Raw genomic sequence first — 21,179 nt, 5'->3', positions numbered from 1 at the left:
CCGATCAATGACCTGCCCCTGCCAGCGCAGGAAGCGCTTGTGCCAGCACGTTCAAACCACACAGCAAATCATCCTCATCTGTGTCTTCCTCAAACGCATGGCTGATTCCGTTGATCGAGGGGACAAACATCATTGCCGCAGGCATAAGCGCCGCGACATTGGTTGCGTCATGCAAGGCGCCTGATTGCATTTCGCGCCATTTTCCAGGTGCAACCTGTTGCGCGGCATCCGCGATTGCGGCGCGCAAAGGCCGCGCCATCGCCACGGGTTCCAACCCCAGCATTTCGGAAAATGACAAGCCCATCCCCATCGTATCTGCGATTTCAGCCGCCGTATCTCGGATCACTTTTTCCATTCGCCCAAGCCGCACGGACTCGCCATCGCGCCACTGCATCGAGAACACGACCTTGCCCGGTACAATACTATGCGCGCCCGGATGCAGGTGAACATGACCGATGGTCCAGACCGATGCTGGCGTGACGACATTGCGCAGCCTGTCATTCAGTGCCGTGTTGAATGCCGAAAGCGCCTGAAACGCATCGCGCCGCAGGTGCATGGGCGTGGTGCCCGCATGGTTTTGCGCCCCTTCGAATGTGATGCGCATATCGCGTATGCCCACGATATCAGTGACCACACCGATGGATTGCCCGGCCTCATCCAGCCACGGCCCTTGTTCGATGTGACATTCGACAAAACCGCTAAACCGCGCCGGATCGACAAAATCCTGCGCCAGATGCGCCATTGCCGCACGGGCGGCCCCAAAGCTGGTTCCGGTGCTGTCGGTCAAGTGATCAGCATGCTCCAGCGACAGGCCACCCGACCAGATCGCACTGCCAGTGGTGACGCCAAAGCGCCCTTCTTCATCCTGAAAGCTGACAACAGAAACAGCTGGCCCACCCGCTTCGCGCGCCGCGCGGGCCAGTTCCAGCCCCATGACAACGCCCAAAGCACCATCCAGCCACCCGCCTTCTGGCTGGCTGTCACTGTGAGAGCCTATCAGCAGGGATTTACCCTCTGACAGCCCCCAGAGGTTGCCAACAGGGTCGAAACGAACATCAAGCCCTGCATCGCGCATACGATCGGCAAGCCATTCACGCGCGGCAATATCTGCGGACGAGTAGGCCGGACGCACGACCCCTTTGCCTGTCCCGGACGCCCCGAAACTCCGAAGCTGGTGCAAATCCTTCAGGAAGCGTTCCCCATCGACGTTCATCTTCTGACCTTTCGAAAACCCGACGCCTTTAAACCAGCGAATACCCCGATAGCCAAGCCTGCTTGAGGATATCGCGCGTTCTGACCGTCGCTTTGCGGGTGACGTGTTATTTGGGGCCAGATAAGCGGAATGCCGCGCTCATGTTGCCAATTGCAATGCCGCCCCTCGCCAAGTCGCGGGGGTATGCGTAACCTTGGCAAAAAACACAGGGGTGGCACATCATGCAGGCACTTATCCACCAGACAAGGATAGACGGGCTACAATTTGCAATTCAGGGGTCAGGTGTGACCCTTGGTCAGGACGTCGCGCTGGAATATGACCAGCAAAACCGTGTGGCTGCTTTCGTGAAATTGCCCGCGCGCTGGTCTTTTGGCTTCAGCAGGAACAAGCGCAAGCAACTTGGCTATCTGGGGCCGGATGCTGCGATGCTGATCACCCCGGCGCTTGAACGACAGGCCCCTTTGCGGGTCCGGATCGTAGAGTTGGAACCGGCACATGCGCGCGAAGAGGGAATTGATCAGGTCAGCGTGTCGATCTGGGGGCGACCCTCTGACCTGCAACCATTGACGCAAGAACAAAGCGTGCAACCGCAAGCACCTTCTGAAGATTAAGCCACCTGCCACATGGGTCCGAAATTGTTTTGACCCTCCTGAGGCGATTGGTGGGACGCGCATAGGAAACCCAAAGCCCGGCACCAGCAAGAATCAACACAACGTGATGCACATTCCCTCAAAAACGTTGGCAGGACGTTGTTTTGACAATCCCTTCGACCCCGGCCTATAAGCCGCCGCGCGCGCGATTCTCAGGCAAACGCACCAAGCAAACCATAAGAAGCTTTGAAAATAAGGCTCCAGAAGATGTCAGACCCAAATTCTCAGGACCAGAAGAAAAACGACACGGATGATGCGGCGCTTGATCGGGAATTGAGAGCGCTTTTTGAGCGCGTGGCAGAAGAACCTGTTTCTGACGAACTGAAACGCCTTGCCCGGACACTTGAAGAGCGGCTGAAGAAGCGCGCGCAGGACTGAAAGCGCCCGGACAGGAATGGCGGTCTTGCGCTCTGTGCATTGATTTAACGCGACAGAATTGCTTGCCTTTCTTAAGCGGCATCAGCAGTGCACACGCAGTTTTTTCAGGCTTTGCCAAGTGATGTGTTGCGCGCCGCTGAACAAGAACAATTACAGATCATGCGAATTTTCAGAACGCCCGAAGCTTTCTGGAACATTTCCGCAGTCTTCTGGTTCTTGGGTTGCGTGCAGTAAAGCTTGGGGAAGATATGCGAATGCGCTTGAATAGGAGTATCCGCTTTGGCAGCGGGAACAGGTCCTGGATTACCATCGTCGGCGGCACAGCAGCCAGACTGGCACCGGCGCAAACGCCAAGCAGGATCGCCAGCCTGAGTTGCACCGAAACGAACAGCACGGTGATCTGACTGGCGGGTTTTGCGCCAGAGAACCACGCCACCTTACACTTAGTATAGCGATTGCCCACACCGCATCCGGGTTGCGGCGTGCTGGGCCGTAAAACAAGGGTTTGTAGACAATGACACATTCAATAGCTTCAGTTGTAATTCCTGCAGCGGGAAAGGGCACACGTCTTTTGCCAGCAACCAAGGCCACCCCAAAAGAACTTCTGAACATCTATGACAGGCCCGCGCTGCAATTCTCTATAGATGAGGCGATTGATCTGGGTGTGCAGCGCATTGTCATCGTCATCCACCCCGACAAGGCAGGAATACGTCGCTATCTGACCCCTGATCGCGCCTTCATTGATGACCTGAATGCATCTGGCAAGACACGTCTGGGCGATGCCTTGGCCAATATCGAGGTGCCCGATCACATCGACGTGGTGTTCGCGGAACAACCGCAGCCTCTGGGTCTTGGCCATGCAGTGCTTTGCGCTGCGGAATTGACCTTGCCGGGCCCGTTTGCCGTGCTTTTGCCAGATGACCTTATCCTTGGCGAAGCTTGCCTGTCGGAAATGGCAGACCACTATACCGGCGGCCATATGATCGCAGCCATGGAGGTTCAGCCAGAAGAGACCAGCAGTTACGGGATCTTTTCGGTGACGCAAGCCTCTATCGGGCGCAGCGTGCTGGTTTCTGGCATGGTAGAGAAACCCCGCCCCGAAGAAGCACCATCACGGCTGGCCGCTGTCGGGCGCTACATTCTGGAGCCACGCATCTTTGAGACCCTGCGCGATATTCCAAAAGGCGCGGGCGGTGAAATTCAGCTAACCGATGCGATTGCGCGCGACGCCGAAAACATTGCACTTCATGCGTTCCGGTTCAGTGGCACGCGCTTTGATTGCGGTTGCCATGACGGCCTTCTGGACGCGGCGATTGCCCGCAAACACCAGGTGAAGGCCGGGCGGAACGGTATTGCGGCCAAGGGTATCTCGGCGCTTTCAATCGGAGGGAAAGTGACAGTCTCTGGTGCTGATGCCGCAGGAGTTTATCAAGCGCGATAACGCCGGATGCGCGTGGGCGAGTAGCCCGCGCGCATGCCGTCATCCGTGTCGTGGCCCGCTTTGCACAGCCAGAACGCGCGAAGAGACGTCCTGATCGGCCATATTCTTGGCATGTTGTGTGAAGTTTGTCCAACTCACCAACCGTTGCAGGGAAACATCACATCCAAACTTTCTTTGTGGCAGTGTGCGCGAGTTGCCACCTTACCCAGAGTTTTTGGCAGGATTTTCAGGAACAAAATTGACCCCCCTCATGTTGCACCGGGGATAATCCGTGGAGAAAGCGCCAAATGCCGTTCAATGCTGCCAAAGCCGTCAAGCCATCCGTAAAAATCGTAATACTTTCAGTCATGCTTGGGGCATGTGCCCAGCCGGGGCCATTCACCACAACGCGGGATTTCACTGTGCCGACTCAGTGGGCGGCCTTCGCGCAGAGCGAGCCACGCATGGTTGATAGCGGTTGGGTTGCGTCCTTCAGAAGCCCGGTGCTGAACCAACTGGTCGAAGATGCAATGAAGAGCAATCGTGATCTGCGCGCCGCTGCGGCACGACTGAGCGAAGCGCAGGCCATCGCGCGACAGGCAGGCGCTGCCGCCATGCCGACGCTGAACGCTGATCTGGGTTTGCGGCGCGATGGCGATGGCAGACCCGAGGATACGGCCAGCGGTGCGCTGCGCATGACCTGGGAAATTGACTTGTGGGGCCGTATACAAGGGCAGCGCATGGCCGCAGGCTATGAGGCCGTTGCCGCAGAGGCCATATTTGAGGCCGCGCGACAGTCGCTTGCCGCAACGGTGGCTTTGGCCTGGATTGACGTAAACGGCAGCGCCCGCTCCTTGCAAATTGCGCGTCAGGAACTTGAAGCGCGTCAAGCCTTGCTTGCCAGCGTCGAGCAACGCATCGAGGCGCAAGAAATTCTGGCCGTCGAAGGCAATTCGGCGCGTGCCGATGTTGCGCGGGCGCGTGACAGGGTTATTGCCGCCGAAGCCGCCGTGGCCAATGGACGGCGCGCGCTTGAAGTGCTGACCGGGCGCTACCCCTCTGGCCGTCTTGATGTTGTGCGCGGCCTGCCTTCTTTGCCCGGAAGTGTTCCAGTCGGCCTGCCCGCCCAGATCCTTGAGCGGCGTCCAGATATTATCGCAGCCGAACGGCGTGTGGCGGCAGCCTTTTATCGCAGCAGCGAGGCAAAGGCCGCGCGGATGCCCAGCGTCTCGTTGTCCGGTGCCATCACATCGCAGCGCGATCCAAGCCGCTTGGCCTGGTCGCTTGTAGGTAATATTTTTGCACCAATCCTTGACGGTGGGCAGCGCGCCGAACAGGTCAGAGTCCGCAATGCGCAGCAGCAAGAAGCGTTGGCACTTTATGGCGCGCGCGCATTGACCGCCTTCCGCGAAGTTGAATCCGCCATTGCCGATGAAGCCGCGCTGCGCCGCCGTCTGAGCTTGCTCAACAGCGCTGCAAGCGAATTGGAAAGCGCCGTCGCCACTGAACGCCAGCGTTTTGAAGCCGGCGAATTGGAAGCCTTTCGTTTGAATGACGTGCGTGTGCGCTATTTCGAGGCGCTGCGCGACGCGCATACAGTGCGCGTTGAGCTGCTGCGCAATCGCGTTGCGCTGCATCTGGCACTTGGTGGGTCGTTTGTCACCGAACTGCCGGCAGCAGCCCCTACACAGCAGGAAACAGCCAGTGCGAACAACACCGATTAGGCACCCTGAAAACCGCGACGGGTCCGGCTTATCCGGGCAGTTTCGACCAGTAAAGTCGGCCCGTCCCCGCGCGCAGCAAGGTTTGCGGCATCAGGCTGACCGGCGCCAGCTTCAGGGCGCGACCGACATGGCCCTTACGCAACAGCCTTGCAGCGCTGGCGGAGCGCATCTTGGCAAGATCGGAGCGGTTTTCCGGGGCAAGCCCATCGGCATCCATTTCCAGCGCGTATGCGATGAAAGTGCAATCGCGCGCTTCCAGTTCATAGGGCCGGTATCCGGCAAGTTCCATCAGCTTGGCGGCGCAGGCAATGCGCAAGTGGCGCAGCTCTGCGGGTTCAAGCCCCGTATCGGCGGCGGCATGGTCAATCATGCTGGCAAGATCACCGGCATCGCGCCAGCGCGGCTGCGCCGGAAGGATGATGTCAGCCGCGCCGCGCCCGCGGCGGCGGGCAGAAAGCGCTGCCAGTTGCGAGCACAGCGCCATCAGGCGGCCATTGACGATAGAGGCCGCAGAAATGCTGCCCGAATGCACCCGGTAAGATCCGACAATCTCGGGCAAACAGACAAGTGCACCCTGTTCGGACAGGCGCCAGTACAGATCGCTATCCTCGGACACGGGGAATGGACGGTAGCCACCAGCAGCCATAAGCGCAGTCCGGCGAACCATGAAGAAGGGCTGCGTCAGCGGCGGCTCACTGGCCGGGGCACGGGCAGGATCGGCATGGGTTTCGAAAGCAGCGCGATGAATGCGGCCGGTCAGCGTGCCATTGGCGCGGATCTCGCGATGCGCGCCGGACAGGGCGACAACATCACGATTGGCCACAAAATATGCAAGTTGCCGCGCGTGGCGGTCCGGGTCGGATATGTCGTCGGCATCAAGGCGGGCGATAACGGGATTGCTGCCAGCGGCAATCCCGGCATTCATTGCGGCCGAAATGCCCGCACCGGGCAGGCTGAGGACAGTAACACGGCTGTCTGCGGCGGCGAACTCGCGCGCGATGGCTTGGGTGCTGTCGGTACTGCCGTCATCGACGATGTACAGACACAGGTCAGGGGCGGTTTGCGCCAGAACCGAGGATACCGCTTCGCCAAGAGTCGCTGCCGCGTTTCTGGCCGGGATGATCACATCACAGGGTGGAAGGGCCATTGTGCTTCCTTCGTTGATAAAGACCAGCGGGGTTTCCGCATGAGGCATCAACATCCCTCAGCCCATTTTGTTTCAGCACTTGTCAAAGGATGGATTTGAGATGACAGGGCCAATCGGAGAAAAAGGCACAGTCTGGCAGGTGGCACCCCCAGCAGGTGCCACGCGCGAGACAGTCACGCTTGACCCCGCACGGGCAATTCGGGCGTTGCGTCGGCAATGGATCGTGATTTGCGCTGCGGCCTTCATCGGGGGGACCATTGCCCTGCTGAACGGAATGGGAACTGTCCCGCGATATGATGCAACAGTGACGATCCTGCTGGACCAGGAACGATCGGAACTGTTGCATCAGGTGTCAGCCCTGCCCAATGCCGTGGTCACGGATGCCGCAATTCAGAGCGAGATGGAAATCATCCGCTCACGCGCTTTAGCGCTTGAAGTTGTGGATGCGCTCAATCTGCATCAGGACGAGGCGTTTCTTGATCCACCAATAGATGCATCTGTGCGGATATTGGGCGCGTTGCGCGGGTTGGCAGCGCCGCTTCTGGTCGGCTCAAGGCAAGATCCGGCCTTCTCACAATCGACCGAGCCGGCAGACCTGGAGCAGTTGGCGCGCGAAGCCGCCGCTTCGATCCTTCTCAATCAGGTCATGGTCGAACGCATTGATCGCAGCTTCGTCATGCGCCTGACATTTACCGGATTTGACGCCCACCAGACAGCAATGATCGCCCGCGCCTATGGCGAAGCCTATACCCAGTTTCAGCTGGCCGGGACCACCGAGATTGCAATCAATGCCGGAAACTGGATCAGAGAACGCCTTGACACGATGGAGCGGCGCAATATCGAAGCGGCAAGCGCAGTTCAGCAGTTTCGCGTTGAAAACAACTTGTTGCAGGCACGTGGCGACCTGCTGTCAGAACAGCAGCAGTCAGAGCTTGCAAGCGCATTGGTCAGGGCCGCAACGGACACTGCCGCTTTGCGCGCCGAATTGGAAAGCTACGAAGCGCTTCTGGACGCGACCCCGGGCGAGATGGCTGCGATTTCCGCGCTCTATGCGGATGGCGATGCGAGCAATCCGCTGATTGCCTTGCGCCGGGAATACCTTGAAACACGGCGCAACCTGCTTCGGGTCACGTCGCAAGCCGGTGCGGACCATCCTCAGGCAACCCGCCTACAGAACGCATTGGACGCGCTAAGCGCGGATATTGCACTGACGCTGGAAGGCGAAGTGACTGCATTGCGCACCCGCTACAACATTGCCAAAAGCCGTGAAAATTCGCTCCGGCAGGAACTTTCCATGGTGACGGATACCGGGAATGGCAATGAAGCGGTGGGCCAGCTGGCGCAGCTGGAAGCGGTTGCCCAGACCTATGCGCAAGTCTACGCCGATTATCTGCGCCGGCATGAAACGACGATGCAGCAGCAGGGCTTTCCCATCGCATCGGTTCAGATCCTCTCGGATGCCGAAGTCCCGCGCGCGCCCTCTAGCCCGCGCAGACTGCGCTTGCTGATATCGGGCATCATGATGGGGGGGCTGATCGGACTTGTGCTTGCAGCAATGCGCGAAATGCGCACAGCCCCGCTTCGAACTGCCACCGAAGTTGCCCTGCATTCGGGCCTGCCCTGTGTGGGGTTGATCCCGCGCAACGCAGATTCCCTTGGCAAGCAGAAAGCCAACAAGGTGACACAGCGCACGGCGACCCGCATGCGTCAGGAAATCGACCGCAAGGTGCCTCTCGCCAAGGGGCGGATCGTCGGGCTGGCCGCGCTTGATGATGGTGGCGATGTCGGATCAGTGGTGGCAGCGCTATGTCAGGCGATGGTGGCACGCTCTGGCTTTGTTGCGCTGGTCGATGCGGGTGGGCTAAGCCCTGCTGCGAAAAACATGCTCTCTCATCTCGAAAATGTTGAAATCGGCAGTTTTGAAGATCTGGAGCAGTCGTTTTTCGAGAAGTATGCCCGCCGCGCCAGTGACGAGGCGCTATCCGACTGGCGCGAGCAGTGGCCATACACGCTAATCGTGATGCCGCCACTCACACATGCTGTCATACAAGACAATGTCTCCAGCATGCTGGACGCAACAGTGCTGAGCATCGCCTGGAACAAGGTGACCGCGAAACTGTTGGTTGAAGCGATGCGGGATCACCGCGACTTCAGGGCTGGTCTTGCCGCAACAGTTCTGGACAGCGCTGATCTGCGTGGCGCGCGGCGCTACATGGACCCAGGTGAATACGAAGCAAGGTTGATCAATGCGTAACATCCTGCAAGCGATACTCATGGTACTAGCCTTTGCCAGTGCCGGACAGGCCGAAAACTATGTTCTGGGGCCACAGGATGTGGTGATGATCCGGGTCGGGCATTGGGATGCAGTTGAGGGGACATATGTCTCCTGGACCGACATGAACGGCGAATATACTGTTGCCCCTGATGGGACTTTGGGGCTGCCGCTGGCGGGCCGGGTTGCGGCGGCCGGCCAGACACCCGAACAGATTTCGGTCGAAATCGCCGCCGCGTTTCGCAATCAGCTGGTCAGCCGCGAAGAGGTGCAGGTCACGGTGGATATGGTCCAGTTTCGGCCGGTCTATGTGCTGGGGGCAGTGCGCACCCCCGGCGCCTATGCCTATACACCGGGATTGACGGTATTTCAGGCCATCGGCCTTGCAGGCGGCATGGCGCAGGGGCGGGTCGAGTTTCAGCGCAATGCGCGCACCGCGCTTGCGTCCTTGGGAAACTATGAAGTACTCAATCTTGCCTTGCTGCGCAGGCTGGCCACTGAAGCGCGCCTGATTGCCGAAAATGAGGACAGCGACGAGATCGAGATCCCGACCCAGCTTCGCAATGCCAGTATCGGAAATGAGCTGATGGCGCGCGAACGCGAGATTTTTGCCGCGCGACAGGCCGCGCTGGCCTCGGCTCTGTCGCAGCTTGACGGCCTAGAGGCCCTGCTTGAACAACAGATCGAGCAGATGACAGTGCAGGTTGCCCTGCGCGAAAGACAGTTGGAGCTTGCTACCGAGGAATTGGACAATATCTCTGACCTTGTGGCGCGTGGCCTGTCGGTTGCGGGGCGTCGGATTGAACTGGAATCGCGTGTGGCAGATCAGGAAGTGCGTTTGTTGGAACTGGCGACAGCACGGCTAAACGCCGAGCAGCGCCTGAACGAGGCCGGTCGCGAGCGGCTGGACCTTGTGAATACAAGAGCGCGCGAAGTGGCCGAGCAATTGCTGACCGTGCGTAGCGAGATAGAGGAATATCGCATCCGCATCAGCACCGAAGCCGCGCTCTATGCAGAGGCAACGCAATACGAGGATGGCTATACGCAAATGGACGGTCTGGGGGCACCCGATATCATGTTGACGCGCGGTGATGCAGAACCCGTGCCGGTGACACGCACTGACAGAATGCAGCCCGGTGATGTGCTGGAACTGGTGGTGCCTTTGCCGGGGCAGGAAACAACCACGGTTGGAAGCGCGCTGCGCCAGATGCCGCTTGCCTTGCAGTGACCGGGCAGACCCAAATTGATGTGTGCATCTGCACCTTTCGTCGCGACAGCGTGACAAAGGCCATCCGGAGCGTGGCCACGCAGGTCTTGCCAAAGGACGTGACATTACGGCTGGTGGTTGCTGACAATGACGAGATGCCGTCAGCCAAGGGGCGCGTGCTGGGTTCTGGCGCGGGCATTCCAGTTGTCTATGTTCATGCCCCCGCAGGCAATATTTCGATTGCCCGAAATGCCTGTCTTGACGCGGCGCAAAGCGAGTTTGTGGCTTTTCTGGATGATGACGAAACCGCACCGCCCGATTGGATTTCCACACTCTGGACCTGCCTTCAAGAAAGCGGCGCAGACGCCGTTTTTGGCCCTGCCCGCGCGCTCTATCCGCCCGATGCGCCTGAATGGATAACCCGCAACGATTTTCTGTCCAACCAGCCGCAACAGCGCAATGGACGCGTTGAAACAGGGCATACCTGCAATGTGCTGATGCGCAAGCCACAGTTACGCTTTCGCGAAGATCTGGGGCGCTCGGGCGGAGAGGATACGGATTTCTTCTTTCGTTTCGCCAGGGACGGGGGGCGCTTTGCTATATGCCCGGATGCTGTGGTCCATGAAGTGGTCGATCCCCGCCGTTTGCGACTGCGCTGGCTGGCGGAACGCCGCTTCGCCGAAGGGCGGCATTACGGGGCGACCGCCCTGTATGGGCGCATGTCCCTGTTCACCACAAGCAGCGCCAAGGCAGTTTATTCAGCGTTGCGCGCCCTGCCCCATCTGGCCAATCCGTCCGGTCTTGCCTTCTGGGGGCTTCGATCGGTGTTTCACGCAGGTGTCTGCTTTGGCGCGCTGGCGGGGGCAACGGGGCGCCGGGCCTATGGCTAAAGGCGCTTGCTCAGGGCTTGCGACAATTGACGCACCAAACGCGGGGTTGCGCTGGGGTGATGAGATAGCACGGACAGGGCTTGCGCGATGCGGCGCTCTCGCAGGGCGGCCATGATGGTTTCGGTGGCGCAAAGTTGCTCGATCTGCGTGGCACGCTTGTACATCAGGGCGCGGATTTCCGGGTCAGATTGAGCTTCTGCAAAGGCGCGATCTACGGCGGCAAGCGCTTCCAGATGCGCCGGATCAGCCCTGTGCGACACTGACGCGTCATGGCGGAAATACAGGTAATCCGGAACCGGCGAAACCCAGACCCGTGCGCCAGCGGCGAAACACGACAAGACAAGATGGAAATCCTCTCCGTTGCGTAGGCTCTCGTTGTAGCGGATGCGGTGCCTTGAGATAAACTCAGTGGATATCAGCGGCTTCAGATAGCCATATGTCCGCCCACCCTGCCCTTCGAAATTGCCAAAGATGTAGCTGCGCAGATCGAGCGGGGCGGGTTCCGTCAGGCTGGTGATAAAGGGCTGGCCAATAGATGCGTCTTCAGATCGGTCCGACTGGCCGATGACTTCTGTCATATTACCCAGAATGACATCTGCCGGGGCAGACTGCGCCAGCGCGCACATGCGCGACAAGCGGTCCGGGCGCATCAGGTCATCCGCGTCCAGCACCGCAACCCAAGGCGCGCGAACATGGGACAGCGCAAGGTTGCGCGCGCCCGCAGGCCCGGCGTTCCGGTCCATCCGAAAGGCCCGGACGCGCGGATCGACAGTCAGCCTTGCGGCGCTGGCAAAGCTGTCATCAGGCGACGCATCGTCAACGATGATGACCTCGACCCTGACCCGCACTTGCCCAAGGGCCGAGGCCACAGCGTAAGGCAGCACGCGACCGGCGCGCCAAGATGCGATGATGACTGAAATTCTTGGCGTTTCGCCCGTCAAGGCGTGACAGCCCGCGTGTAGGAGTCCAACACCGCGCGGCGCTGATCACTCATCTGGACAATGATATATGGCACCAGAAACGATCCCACAGTGTAGGGTGTAAAAAAGTCTATCTCGACACCTGAGCGGATGAAAAAGATGACCGCCAGACCGGCGCAGATCGCCGCTTCGGCGCGCAGGCCGGTATTCATGACAATGCGCAACGTACCGAGCAGAAGCGCCAGCATCCACGCGCCGACAAGCGCTGTCCCCAAAAGGCCCAAGGCAACAAAACTTTCGATCAGGGTGTTGTGAAAGTGAAAACCAGTGCGCGCGGTTATGTAGAATTCTCGCCAGAGGTCCTCTGCTTCGGGCCTGTTGTGAACCCAGAACGCATAATATCCAAGACCCGCAATAGGTCGTTCTTCACCGAACAACACGCCTTGGTTCCAAAGGTAGGTGCGGCCCGTCAGGGTCGTATCCTTGCCGAAGACCTCGAAAACGACGTCCAGCGCGCCCACCTGCGCTGCGATGGCAGCGAGAGCAAGCGCAATACACAGCAGGATAACGATAAACTGTGCCCTTGCACTGACCACGATTTTTGTCACCCCAAGGACAACAAGCGTCGTGAACAGGCCCGCGACAAGGGCAATCGCCGAGGTCGCTGAATCTGAAAGCACAAGCGTCCAGAGAGCAAAGCCAGAGATGAGCAAGGCAACCGGGCGCAGAATGAAAGGCGTGCCGGACATGACCGCATAGGCCAAGGCCAGAAACGCCGTCAGCGACGCATAGAAGCCAAGTTGATTCTTGGATTCAAACGCCCCCTGCATCGCGTAAGATGCGTCTAGGAAGTCATAGGCATAAGCGCCTTCGGAATGCGAGTACTGCAAGATCACCAGCCCACCAAGCACTGTCCCCGCCACCAGACTTCGAACAGAGACAACCCGCGCAGCGATAAGACCACACAGAACTGTCGTGCCGTATTGAATGGACGCGCGCAGGCTAAGGGCCGGCACATCCGACCACAGCACCGACAAGGCCGCAAGGGCTGGAAGCGCCAGAACAAACAGGATCGGGCCGCGATTGACCAGCAACCGCTCCGGGGCAAGCATCAGCAGCGGAAACCAGATCGCATAGAACAACAGCACCGCTTTTTGCCCGTAGATCGTAGAATACGCAAAAACGAAAAGCGAGATCGCAATCGCTGGGACAGCGAAAATGCCGTTTGATGCGGGGTCCAGTATCCGGGCGCGGGGGATGGAAAGACTCATCAATTATCCATAGACTTGGGCCAATGCATGCGGAGGTTCCGCCAGCTAGGGTGAGTAACCTCTAAACACCCGGACTGTTCCCGCCTTTTTGACGGAACATTTCGCAAGCCCTTCTGGTTAGGGCCTCAACAGGAATTGGAGAATGATATGCGCCACGGATATTTGCTTGCAGCCGCGACCACCGCGCTTCTGGCCTTTTCAGCCGCCGCGTCAGATCAGGACGGCTTTGTGGACGAATTTGCAACCCTCGACAGCGAGCGATGGTTCGTCTCTGATGGTTGGGTGAACGGCCCGCACCAGAACTGCCTGTGGTCGCAAGATGCAGTGCTGGTGGAAAACGGTTTGCTGCATCTGTCTGTTGAACAGGCCGAAGACGGGCCGGAAGACTATATCTGCGCCGAAATACAATCGCATCAGCGGTTCGGCTATGGCGTGTATGAGGCCAGAGTTCGGGTGCCATTTGCCACTGGCACAAATTCCAACTTCTTCACATTCATTGGCCCACCGCAAGGCTTGCTGCATAACGAGATTGATTTTGAATTCCTGTCCGCAACAGAGCCGGTCTTGCAGACCAATATCTACTTTGACGGCGAGGGCGGGAACGAAGACCTGACCCCGGTCCCGAATGTTGATGACTGGCTCGATCTTGCCTTCATCTGGGAACCTGGCCGCCTACGGTGGTACATGGATGGCGCCCTGATCCGAACAGAGGAAAGCGACAGGATTCCGGCGATTGAACAGAAAATGTATCTTTCCATCTGGACGACCGATCTGTTGATCGACTGGATGGGGTTGTTCGAGTGGTCGGAGCCCCTGATTTTCCAAGTTGATTGGGTGGCCTTTACGCCCTTGGGAACCGGATGCCTGTTCGACGCATCCATCCTGTGCGATGCAGAAATCCAGTTCGGTGCTCTGAAGCGCGAAGATTAACCCTTTTTTAAGGAACAAAACGAACGGACCCGGACTTTAACCCCACTGAGGCATTCATCAGTGGGGTTTTTGTATGGAAAAGCGGCTGAATTCTTCTTCGTCCCTTCTCATTGCTCCTGCAACCGGGGCAGAGGACGCTGAGAGACCTTCACCCGATACGTTTGTGAAGCAGGTATTCGACCGCCTGATTGCCGCTGTGTCACTCCTCGCGCTCAGCCCGCTTCTTATCATGCTTGCAGTTTTCATTCGCGTAAAAGACCCCGGTCCCGTGTTGTTCGCACATCGGCGTATCGGCAAAGGCGGCAAAGCGTTTTATTGTCTCAAGTTTCGGACAATGACGGTGAACGCAGACCCCATCCTTGCCCGGCACCTTGCAGAACACCCGGAAGCCGCGCAGGAATGGCGCGAAACCCAGAAACTGCGCAACGACCCCCGCGTCACCCCGCTGGGCGCAATGCTACGCCGGACAAGCCTTGACGAACTACCGCAACTTATCAATATCCTGAAGGGCGAAATGAGCCTTGTGGGGCCACGCCCCATCGTCATGGATGAGGTAAGCCATTATGGCAGTGCCATTCGCGACTATATGGCCGTTCGTCCGGGGCTGACTGGGCTTTGGCAGGTGAGCGGGCGCAGTGATGTCGGCTACCGCGAACGTGTGATGCTGGATCAGCAATATGTCCGCCAGCGGAATTTCTGGGTCGATCTGGGAATCATCTTGCGCACTGTATCCGTGGTTCTGCGCCGACAAGGCAGCTACTGATTGCGCACAGCCGACCAGAGCCTTTGCCCGCCAAGATGGCTGGCAAGCTGGCGCAGAAAACCGGCGCTCCACCCCAGATGCATAAGCATGGCCGCTGGGCCAGCCCATAGCACCGCTGCCCGCCGTGCGTCCCACGCCAGCGCTGAGCCATAGCCAAGACATAGCGCCGCCCATAAACCCGCTGGGACGATCAGGGCCAACCAGCCCCAGGCGGGTGCAAGCATCAACCCGGCCAGCCCCACCACCGCCAGCCCCACAGAAGGCGCGACCAGAAGCGGCAAAAACTGCCGCGGGCGTGGCAGTAGGTCATGTTTCAGCAAGGTTTGCGCACGCCCTGCGCCAAAGCGGAAATACTGCAAAAACAGTGCCTTTGCTGTCTGTCTGGGGAAATAGCCCATCTGCGTGCGCCCGCTTAGCCAGATCCGGCCGCCATTGCGGGTCAGCCGGTGGTCAAACTCGGCATCCTCGTTATGGCTTTGGCGCGCATCATATCCACCAATGTCCCGAAATGCGTCCATCCTGATCAGGGCATGGTGACCATGGTCGATGAAGCGCCCACCCTTCCCCATTCGGTGCGCGGCACCACCAGTGCCAAGGCGGCTGTTTTGCGCGGCCGCCACACCTGCCACAAACCCCTGATCTGCCAGAGTGGTCATCGCCACCGTGACCGCCGTTGCGTCTGTCGCGCGCATATCCTCCAGCAAGGCCCGCACAAAGCCACGCGGATAAAGCGCATGTGCATCCGCGCGCAGAAGATGGGTCGCGCCTTCGCCGAATGCAGCAACAGCAAGGTTTATGGCCGCGCTCTGGATACGGTGGGGGTTTTCAATAAAGCGGATGCGCGGATCATCCATCTGACGCACCAGTGTCGGTGTCCCATCGGTGCTGCCCCCATCCGCCACGACCAGAATGGTGCTGGGTGGGGCATCATGCAACAGTGACTGGATGACGCCCTGAATATGGTCGGCTTCATTGAGTGTCGGGATAACAATCAGCAGCCGGTCACAGGATTGGCAGGAAGGAACCGTCATCTCATGACACCCAGTTTCTGGTTGTGGTCGGGCACATTGGCCAGCAGCCTGACAAGGTCAACACAGTCACTCTGATCGGCCATCCACATGCTACGCGGCAGGCGGCGCTGGCGCAGGACAAGGTCGCGGTAATCCTCTGCCCGCACAGACGAAAACTTGTGCGCTACTGCTTCGGCCGACAGGTCGGACAATGGAACGCCAATGTTGTGGCGCACAAGAAACCGCCCCACCTCGCAATTCATGCGCGCGATCAGAACACTTCCGTAATGCACGCTTTCATAAAGACGGTTGGGCAGCAGCCAGTCGGAATTCGCCCCGGCCTCGTAAAAATCCACCCCCCAAGCAAAATGCACACCCGCATAATGCTGGCCCAGATCATCACTGTCATATTGCCCCTCAAACCGCATATGAGCGTGACCTCGGATGAGTGCCGGGAAATCTTCGAACACAGCAGGAGAGGGGCGACCGCGAATGACGACCTCCAGCTTTCCCTGCGCAAGTCGCGCCGCTTCGGTCAGGATGTCGAGTGATTGTTTGCACCGCAGCGCGCCGAACCAGCCAATGCGCCAAGGCGGCCTGGGCATGACGTGCGGGGGCATTGGTGCAAGGCTCTTTGCCCCAAGAGCAGGTCTACCAAGCTCAAGCACACGGTTTTCCACGATGGCGATACGATCGCCAAATACTGCACCAAGATGATGTGTGACAAAAGCAGGCGAACTGGTCAGAACCAAATCGACATGGGGCGCAAGGCGCCGCTCCACGAACCGCAGAACCAGGCCCGCAGCGCCGGGATCGGTCAGCAGACGGTGGATATCAAGGCATTCGAAAACAAGCCGCGGGCGCGTGCGAAATCGCGGTAGCAAACTGACTGCAACGGCCAGCATTTCCAGATTGCGGGCAATCAGAACATTGGGCTGGCCCAGATGCGCCAGAAGTCTGGATCTCTGACGCGCAACAATATGCGCAATCTGCCGCGCCCGTTGTGCCAGTTTACCGTCTGCACTCTGCCCAAGCACAAGTGCATTGGCAAACCCTTCACGACCCGTGGCACTGCGGCTCAGACCTGCGAGAGCCACACGCGCGCCACCTGCGGTCAGCATTGTAACGCGCCGCTTGATCGCGGGGTCGCTCAGATCATGGACGAGGTAGCCAATTTCCATCAGGGCCGCTCTCCGGATTTGGGTGCAATCGTAACCGGAAATTCGATCAGATGTTCCCGAAGCGCCCCGAAGCCTGGCCCTGTGCACTGCGGGCTTTGCCAAGACCGCTCCGCGCGATTATGCGTCCCTTGCCACACGATATGCGCTGACAGTGTTGAGGGTTTTGACATGCCGGACTTGGGCGCATCCGGGCATTCAGGCAATCGCCCCTCAACTATCAGACCAGCGAAAGCCGCGATAATCCGTTCCGGCAAGCTGGCGCTCGTAGTTTTGGGCTGAACGTGACAGATAGCTATGATACGGGCTGAAACAGAAAGGTTTTTCGGGTAGGCAAATGAAAGATTATGATCTGATCATCATCGGCTCTGGCCCTGCGGGCCGGGCCGCGGCAATTCAGGCGGGCAAGTTGAAGCGCCGCGTTCTTGTCATTGACCGCAAGGACCGGCTTGGCGGTGTGTCGGTTCACACGGGCACAATCCCATCCAAGACATTGCGCGAGACGGTGTTGAACCTGTCAGGCTGGCGAGAGCGTAAATTCTATGGCCGCTCCTACCGGGTCAAGGACAAGATCGGCGCCGAAGACCTTAAGGCACGGCTGCACATGACCCTTGATCACGAAGTGGATGTGCTGGAGCATCAGTTCAACCGCAACCATGTTGATACGCTGTATGGTCTGGCACGGTTTGTAGATGCCCATACTGTGGAGGTGGACACCGAAGCGGGCGATGTCACCCGTCTGACGGCAGAGCGCTTTCTGATCTCGACCGGCACAAAGACTTTCCGTCCCGAAACCGTGCCCTTCAATGGCACCAGCATTGTCGACAGCGACGAATTTCTGGAACTGGCACGCATTCCGCGCAGTCTGATCGTGGTGGGTGCGGGTGTGATCGGTGTGGAATATGCCACCATGTTTTCGGCGCTGGATGTGCGGGTGACCCTGATTGAGCCGCGCGAGACCTTTCTGGATTTCATCGACCGGACCCTGATTCAGGATTTCACCCACCAGATCCGCGAGAATGGGGTCGATCTGCGGCTTGGCTCTGCAATCGAGAAGATTGAGGATGCAGGCGATTACGCCGAAGTCACCCTTGTGAACGGACGCCATGTGCGCGCCGAAATGCTGCTTTTCGCGGCCGGGCGTCTGGGTGCAACAAGCAGGTTGAACCTTGCGGCTGCGGGGCTGGCGACGGATCATCGCGGCCGGTTGGAGGTGGACCGCACAAGCTATCAGACGAAGGTTCCGCATATCTATGCGGCAGGCGATGTGATCGGCCATCCCAGCCTTGCGTCTACATCAGTCCAGCAGGGCCGTGTTGCCGCATGTCACGCACTGGACACGCCCACCCTGTCTGAAAGCCCGTGGTTTCCCTATGGGATATACTCGGTTCCCGAAATCTCGACCTGCGGCATGTCCGAGGAAGAAATGCAGGAACGCGGTATTCCCTATGAGGTGGGTGTTGCGCGGTTTCGTGAAACCAGCCGGGGTCATATCATGGGGCTGGAACACGGGATGCTGAAGATGCTGTTCAGCCTCAAGACGCGGCGCGTTCTGGGGGTGCAAATCGTGGGTGAAGGCGCGACAGAGTTGATCCACATCGCGCAGGCCGTGCTGAACCTGAAGGGGACAGTGGATTACTTTGTCAAAAACACCTTCAATTACCCGACATTGGCCGAAGCCTACAAAATCGCGGGGCTGGATGCGTTCAACCGGATGCCCATTCCGGAAGAATACAAGGTCAAGCGCGAGAAAGCCCAATCTGGCCAGACCTGAGTGGGCATTCCTCCCGTTCAGAAACAGAACCGTGGCACCGCGCGCAGTGTGATGGGCACATCCTCTCAGCCCGGCAGGTTTTCCGCCTCAAGCTGCGCGCGCAGCCTGTCCACAGCCTCGGCCAGACGCGCGTCGATGATATGCAGATATTCGGTCCAGCTATGCAGCCCTTCCAGCGGTGCCGCGCCATCCGATATGCCGCGCAAGGCAATCAACGGCACATCAAAGCGCTGACAGGCGCGCAGCACGGCATAGCTTTCCATATCGACCATATCTTCCGCAATCGTCCCGTACATGTCGCCAGAAACGATATTGGCGCCAGTTGACAGGCTGGCGGCGGGCAGACCGGCAATCTGGTAGGATAGCGGCAAGCGCGCGGGCAGGTCCAGAAAGGGCGTCACCCCTTTCTCGAACCCCAGCGCCGTGGCATCCATATCACGGTAAGCCAGCGTATGCGCCTGAAAGACCGCGCATTGTTCCAGCCGCGCCGACCCGGCAGAGCCAAGCGAGACGACAAGATCAGGCAGCCCTTCCGTCGCCTGCAAACCCGCCAGCGTGGCCGCTGTGGACACCGCCCCCTCGACCGGGCCAACCCCGGTCATGACCGGGGTGAATCGCGCGCGCAAGGCGGGGCCATACTCTGCCTCTGCCGCCATCAGGAACAGGACACGATAGCGCCCGAAGGACGTGATCACACATGCACTCATCTGGCCGGTGGCCTGCGCGCGACATGCACCGCGCATTGCGCACGCGCTACAACCTTGCTCGCGGTTGAGCCAAGCAACAGGTTCTGGGTGCCGGGACGATGCGAGGCGATGACGATACAATCCACCCTCTGGGCGCGCGCATGTTCCAGAATTTCATGCGCCGCGTCCCCCTCCGCCACGACAGTCGCGGCACCACTCAAACCTTCGGCCATGCGGCGCATATCGGCCTCGATCGCGTCGTGCATCTCGTCGCGCCAGCCTTCGGGCAGGTAGCTGAGTGCGAAAACAGGTGCAGGTTCCATCACATGGATCAAGGTGATCTGTCCGCCCGGTGCCAGCAGCGCTTTCGCAATCTCCAGCGATGGGGCGGCATCTTTTTCTGCCTCATAGGCGACAGTTACCAGAATGTGAGAATACATATGCGGTCCTCTCTGTGCGGGGCTTATCTCCCATTCTGAGCAGGAAAAACGCCGAATGACCAGCCCTTGCAGTTTGCACCCTGCCTTTATGCCCTTAGTTATCGTGCAAGACCTCTTGCAGCGTTCGGGAGAACACAGAAACACCCGTCGGTATCAGCGCATCAGGGAAATCATAGTCATTGTTATGCAAGGCCGGATGCCCTTCGCCCGCACCCAGAAAGAACAGGGCGGTGCGAGTGGCGCCACTCAGCGCACCAAAATCTTCCGAGGCGCGCATGGGCAAGGCAAAATCACCCCGCGCCACGCCCAAGGCTTCACAGGCGCGCGTGACATGGGTAGCGGCCTGCGGGTCATTGCGGGTTGCATTGAAATGGTCGTGGCGGCTGATTTCCAGCGACACCCCATCGGCATGTTCCTGCGCCGAGGTTGAGATGTCTTGAACAAATGCCTCCAGCCCGTTGTCGTCCACTGTGCGCAGGGTAACAAATGCCTCTGCCTGCGCGGGGGCAATCCCGAAAGCAGGCACACCCATGTTCACATGACATAATGTCGCCAGCCGGAAATCCGGCCCCATTGCCGGTGCAACAGAGTGACGCGCCACCCATGCCATAAGCCCCGCCAGTGCAGCCGCAGGAGAGGCCCCCGTTTCCGGCAGTGACGCATGTGCTTCGCGCCCCTGATAGCGAAATCGCAATCCGACCGAGGCGCAGCTTGCAGGCCCTGCCCCCACGGCAACCGAACCCAGCGCCATGCCCGGCATATTGTGCAGGGCAAAGGCCCAGTCGGGGCGCAGCGCTGCAAACCGCGGGTCATTTAACACGGCACGTGCGCCCGCGCCGGTTTCCTCGGCGGGTTGGAACAGCAAGATCACCCGCCCATGTGCTGGCCGGTTATCCGCCAGCCGTAAACCAAGCCCCGCAAGTATGGCCATATGCCCGTCATGCCCGCACAGATGAGCCACACCGGGAATAGCCGAGGCGTGGTCCAGACCTGTCTGCTCTTGGATAGGCAGGGCATCCAGTTCGGCGCGGAACAACACAGTTGGCCCCGGATGCCCACTATCATAAACAACCGCCAGACCATGCCCGCCAAGGCCCTCGATGATCTGATCGGGGGATGTTGCGCGCAGAAACTGACGAATGAGAGCAGCAGTCCCAGCTTCGTCGCCGGAAACTTCGGGATGCTGATGCAAACGACGGCGCAACGCTGTGAGCGCCGCTATCTGGGTATCTGTCAGGGTGCAGGTGTTCATGTCGCCCTGTTTCGCGCGCCCGATGGACAAAGTCCAGCAGCCCTGCGCACAAAA

19 protein-coding genes are annotated in these 21,179 nt (G+C 59.3%); 10 read left to right on the top strand and 9 right to left on the bottom strand.

Annotated features, from left to right (window positions below):
• Nucleotides 1-4 precede the first annotated feature (4 nt).
• Complete coding sequence (locus EV660_RS02370) at nucleotides 5-1,213, bottom strand: hydantoinase/carbamoylase family amidase (RefSeq protein WP_071481555.1); 1,209 nt, start codon at nucleotides 1,211-1,213, stop codon at nucleotides 5-7.
• 221 nt (nucleotides 1,214-1,434) lie between these two features.
• On the opposite strand from EV660_RS02370, the gene EV660_RS02365 reads away from it, so the two are divergent.
• From EV660_RS02365 to EV660_RS02355, 4 genes are all read left to right on the top strand, one after another.
• Complete coding sequence (locus EV660_RS02365; RefSeq protein WP_071481556.1) at nucleotides 1,435-1,824, top strand: hypothetical protein; 390 nt, start codon at nucleotides 1,435-1,437, stop codon at nucleotides 1,822-1,824.
• Nucleotides 1,825-2,070: 246 nt separating this feature from the next.
• Nucleotides 2,071-2,241 carry a hypothetical protein gene (locus tag EV660_RS18545; RefSeq protein ID WP_157798951.1) on the top strand — a complete coding sequence of 57 codons (171 nt, stop codon included), beginning with the start codon at nucleotides 2,071-2,073 and terminating at the stop codon, nucleotides 2,239-2,241.
• A 514-nt stretch (nucleotides 2,242-2,755) separates the two neighbouring features.
• Complete coding sequence (locus EV660_RS02360) at nucleotides 2,756-3,682, top strand: UTP--glucose-1-phosphate uridylyltransferase (RefSeq protein ID WP_071481557.1); 927 nt, start codon at nucleotides 2,756-2,758, stop codon at nucleotides 3,680-3,682.
• 347 nt (nucleotides 3,683-4,029) lie between these two features.
• Complete coding sequence (locus EV660_RS02355) at nucleotides 4,030-5,385, top strand: efflux transporter outer membrane subunit (protein WP_071481558.1); 1,356 nt, start codon at nucleotides 4,030-4,032, stop codon at nucleotides 5,383-5,385.
• Nucleotides 5,386-5,413: 28 nt separating this feature from the next.
• Here EV660_RS02355 and EV660_RS02350 read toward each other — a convergent pair whose 3' ends face one another.
• On the bottom strand, nucleotides 5,414-6,532 hold the full coding sequence (locus tag EV660_RS02350) for a glycosyltransferase family 2 protein (RefSeq protein WP_157798952.1): 1,119 nt from the start codon (nucleotides 6,530-6,532) through the stop codon (nucleotides 5,414-5,416).
• 100 nt (nucleotides 6,533-6,632) lie between these two features.
• On the opposite strand from EV660_RS02350, the gene EV660_RS02345 reads away from it, so the two are divergent.
• From EV660_RS02345 to EV660_RS02335, 3 genes are read left to right on the top strand one after another with little or no spacing between them, the layout of a single operon-like run.
• Nucleotides 6,633-8,786, top strand: coding sequence for a GumC family protein (locus EV660_RS02345; RefSeq protein WP_071481560.1), 2,154 nt, complete (start codon nucleotides 6,633-6,635; stop codon nucleotides 8,784-8,786).
• Nucleotides 8,779-10,032 carry a polysaccharide biosynthesis/export family protein gene (locus EV660_RS02340; protein WP_084635002.1) on the top strand — a complete coding sequence of 418 codons (1,254 nt, stop codon included), beginning with the start codon at nucleotides 8,779-8,781 and terminating at the stop codon, nucleotides 10,030-10,032. Before EV660_RS02345 ends, EV660_RS02340 begins: the two co-directional genes overlap by 8 nt.
• Nucleotides 10,029-10,901: a glycosyltransferase family 2 protein gene (locus EV660_RS02335; protein ID WP_071481562.1), complete on the top strand. Its 873-nt coding sequence runs from the start codon at nucleotides 10,029-10,031 to the stop codon at nucleotides 10,899-10,901. The genes EV660_RS02340 and EV660_RS02335 overlap by 4 nt, the downstream gene beginning before the upstream one ends.
• Here the strand turns inward: EV660_RS02335 and EV660_RS02330 are convergent.
• Together EV660_RS02330 and EV660_RS02325 are read right to left on the bottom strand one after the other, a co-directional pair.
• On the bottom strand, nucleotides 10,898-11,842 hold the full coding sequence (locus EV660_RS02330; RefSeq protein ID WP_071481563.1) for a glycosyltransferase family 2 protein: 945 nt from the start codon (nucleotides 11,840-11,842) through the stop codon (nucleotides 10,898-10,900). The genes EV660_RS02335 and EV660_RS02330 overlap by 4 nt on opposite strands.
• Nucleotides 11,839-13,092, bottom strand: a complete 1,254-nt coding sequence (locus tag EV660_RS02325; protein WP_071481564.1) for an O-antigen ligase family protein — start codon at nucleotides 13,090-13,092, stop codon at nucleotides 11,839-11,841. Before EV660_RS02325 ends, EV660_RS02330 begins: the two co-directional genes overlap by 4 nt.
• A 147-nt stretch (nucleotides 13,093-13,239) precedes the next feature.
• On the opposite strand from EV660_RS02325, the gene EV660_RS02320 reads away from it, so the two are divergent.
• Both EV660_RS02320 and EV660_RS02315 read left to right on the top strand, forming a co-directional pair.
• A complete protein-coding gene (locus tag EV660_RS02320) occupies nucleotides 13,240-14,022 on the top strand; it encodes a family 16 glycosylhydrolase (protein ID WP_071482294.1) in 783 nt (260 codons plus the stop codon).
• A 73-nt stretch (nucleotides 14,023-14,095) separates the two neighbouring features.
• Complete coding sequence (locus EV660_RS02315) at nucleotides 14,096-14,785, top strand: sugar transferase (RefSeq protein WP_071481565.1); 690 nt, start codon at nucleotides 14,096-14,098, stop codon at nucleotides 14,783-14,785.
• Here EV660_RS02315 and EV660_RS02310 read toward each other — a convergent pair.
• Nucleotides 14,779-15,816, bottom strand: a complete 1,038-nt coding sequence (locus EV660_RS02310) for a glycosyltransferase family 2 protein (protein ID WP_071481566.1) — start codon at nucleotides 15,814-15,816, stop codon at nucleotides 14,779-14,781. The two genes, EV660_RS02315 and EV660_RS02310, sit on opposite strands and share 7 nt — an antisense overlap.
• Nucleotides 15,813-16,976 (bottom strand): glycosyltransferase family protein, encoded by a 1,164-nt coding sequence (locus EV660_RS02305; RefSeq protein ID WP_071481567.1) that lies wholly within the window; start codon nucleotides 16,974-16,976, stop codon nucleotides 15,813-15,815. The genes EV660_RS02310 and EV660_RS02305 overlap by 4 nt, the downstream gene beginning before the upstream one ends.
• A gap of 334 nt (nucleotides 16,977-17,310) precedes the next feature.
• On the opposite strand from EV660_RS02305, the gene sthA reads away from it, so the two are divergent.
• Nucleotides 17,311-18,747 (top strand): Si-specific NAD(P)(+) transhydrogenase, encoded by a 1,437-nt coding sequence (gene sthA, locus EV660_RS02300; protein WP_071481568.1) that lies wholly within the window; start codon nucleotides 17,311-17,313, stop codon nucleotides 18,745-18,747.
• Nucleotides 18,748-18,812: 65 nt separating this feature from the next.
• Here sthA and EV660_RS02295 read toward each other — a convergent pair whose 3' ends face one another.
• The 3 genes from EV660_RS02295 to EV660_RS02285 all read right to left on the bottom strand — a co-directional run bounded on the left by EV660_RS02295 (nucleotide 18,813) and on the right by EV660_RS02285 (nucleotide 21,125).
• On the bottom strand, nucleotides 18,813-19,490 hold the full coding sequence (locus EV660_RS02295; protein WP_232727307.1) for a 5'-methylthioadenosine/S-adenosylhomocysteine nucleosidase: 678 nt from the start codon (nucleotides 19,488-19,490) through the stop codon (nucleotides 18,813-18,815).
• Entirely contained in the window at nucleotides 19,451-19,873 is a 423-nt protein-coding gene (locus EV660_RS02290) for a universal stress protein (RefSeq protein ID WP_071481570.1), read from the bottom strand. Before EV660_RS02290 ends, EV660_RS02295 begins: the two co-directional genes overlap by 40 nt.
• 94 nt (nucleotides 19,874-19,967) lie before the next feature.
• Nucleotides 19,968-21,125, bottom strand: coding sequence for an amidohydrolase (locus EV660_RS02285; RefSeq protein WP_071482295.1), 1,158 nt, complete (start codon nucleotides 21,123-21,125; stop codon nucleotides 19,968-19,970).
• Nucleotides 21,126-21,179: the final 54 nt, after the last annotated feature.

It is taken from the genome of Roseinatronobacter bogoriensis DSM 18756 (genome assembly GCF_004366635.1).
Lineage (GTDB): Bacteria > Pseudomonadota > Alphaproteobacteria > Rhodobacterales > Rhodobacteraceae > Roseinatronobacter > Roseinatronobacter bogoriensis.
This window is presented reverse-complemented; position numbering and strand designations above follow the sequence as displayed.